At 59.8% G+C, this 405-nt stretch carries 1 protein-coding gene; it reads right to left on the bottom strand.

What is annotated here, in order from left to right:
* Positions 1 to 395, bottom strand: a 395-nt coding sequence (locus tag AB4099_RS35230) for a DUF1254 domain-containing protein (protein WP_441481512.1), incomplete at its 3' end; no start/stop codon positions are given.
* Positions 396 to 405: the final 10 nt, after the last annotated feature.

The raw sequence follows: 405 nt of genomic DNA, 5'->3' as shown, positions 1-405 counted from the left end.
GGCTCCGTCCCCGTGGCGCGCGTGCCGATATAGCCGAAATTATAGGTGTTGCCGTCGATGAGCTGGACCGAGTAGTAGCGCTCCTTCTCGATCGCCGGCACAGAGATGACCATTGGTTCAGCCCGCAAATCGAGCCAGACGAACGAGTAAGGCGTGTCGCTGTTCGGCGTGATGATTGCCGTGTCCGCCGGGGTGGCGACATGGTGCAAATTGTTGATTTCGTTGAACGGTGCCTTGAACTGCCCCGAGTTCCTGGCAACGGCGAACTCTTGCATGACCGCATAGTTCATCACCAGCGGCAGGCCGTAGATGAAGCCCTCTTCGGCGATGTCCTTGGCCTCGAACACGTTCGGCCATTCGGTTTTGCTTTGCGCAAGGACCGGGCTGGACTTCACCGCCGCCGCG

The sequence above is a fragment of the Allobosea sp. 2KB_26 genome, assembly GCF_052115715.1.
In the GTDB taxonomy this organism is placed as follows: Bacteria; Pseudomonadota; Alphaproteobacteria; order Rhizobiales; family Beijerinckiaceae; genus Allobosea.
Note: the sequence above shows the minus strand (reverse complement) of the source record. Positions and strands in the feature narration are given on the sequence as shown.